This is a genomic window from Rhodococcus sp. CX (genome assembly GCF_015865005.1).
Taxonomy (GTDB): Bacteria; Actinomycetota; Actinomycetes; order Mycobacteriales; family Mycobacteriaceae; genus Rhodococcus.
This window is the reverse complement of record NZ_JADZGH010000113.1, coordinates 1-1,320: the sequence shown is the minus strand read 5'-3', so window position 1 is coordinate 1,320 and position 1,320 is coordinate 1. Positions and strand designations below refer to the sequence as shown.

General features: G+C 77.6%; 1 pseudogene. It reads right to left on the bottom strand.

Annotated elements, in window-relative coordinates:
• A pseudogene (locus I0Q12_RS12490) lies at positions 1-1,308 on the bottom strand (TIGR02680 family protein); the annotation flags it as partial.
• Between the last annotated feature and the right edge of the window lie 12 nt (positions 1,309-1,320).

Genomic DNA, 1,320 nt, shown 5'->3' with positions numbered 1-1,320 from the left:
CTCGGCGGTGTGCTCGCGCCGCGCCCGCAGCAGCGCCTGACCCTGCGACTGGAAATGCCGGATCGCCGCCGCGACCGCGTCGAGCTCGCGGGCGGTGTGCGGGGCGCGGTGCGCGGCCGCCGCGGCCCGCACCTGCTGCTCCCGCGCCGCATGCTCGGCCAGGGCCTGATCGAAGTCGCGGTCCGCCGCCGCGGCCGATTCCGTCGCGGTCCGCAGCGCGCCGGCGCACTCGGTGACCTTCCGCAACGCCGCCGACACGGTGCCCGTGCGCGGCAACGCCGACGCGGCCCGCTCGAGCCGGGTCAGCTGCTCCCCGAGCCGGCGCCGGTCCGCGCCCAGCGCCGCCACCGCGGCCCGCGCCTCGGCGATCATCGTGTCCAGATCCGCGATCCGGCTCTGCCGCCGCCGCGCCCGCGCGGTCGCCCCGATGAACTCCGCGTGCGTCTTGCCGTGGCGCCCGACCTGCACGCCCTGCCGGAACCGGCCGCTCTCGTCGACGGCCACCGTGACCGACCCGTCCGCCGGGGTCAACGCGATCGACGCGAGCAGATCCCGCACCCGCTGCTCCGGAACACCGGCATCGGGCTCGGCGACCAGCACGTCGGCCAGGGTGCGCCCGGCCGGACGCTGCGCCGCCGGCAGCGGCTCCAGGAACTGCTCGGATGCGGTGTCGCCGCCCGGAACCGACTCGTCGGACACCCAGCCGTCCAGCAGATTCGCCGCCTCCAGCGCGGCCTCGATGCCGGCCGCCGCCTCCGGCGTGACCTCGTCGGCGAACCGCACCAGCCGCCACAGCGGCGCACCCGGCAGGGCGTCCCGGTCGCCGCGGCGCGCCGGGAACGGCGGGGGAGCATCGTCGCGTTCGGCCGCGATCGCCGCCCGCTCGGACTCGAGTTCCCCGATCCGCGCCTCGAGCGCCTCCGCGTCCGCCGCGCACGACCGCCGCCGGAACTTCAGTTCCTCCACCGCGGACGCGGTGTGCGCCGCCAGCACCGCCGCCGGGGCGGGCGCATCGTCGTCGCCGGCGCGGGCGATCGCGTCGTCGAGGGCATCGAGCAGGCCGGTCGCGACACCTGCCGCCGCGAACTCGTCACCGTGCTCACCCCACCAGGTGCGCAGCTGATTCGCCGTCTCGGCGCGGGCGAGCTCGACCATCGTCTCCGCCGCCTCGACCGCGGCCCGCGCGGTGTCCAACTGCGCGCGGCCCCGCTGCGCCGACGCCTCCGCGCGCGTCCGCGCGGAAGCGGCCCCCTCGACGCGCGAGAGCGCCGACCGCACCGCTTGCACATCGGCTTCGCGTTCGGCCACGTGACCGTCGAT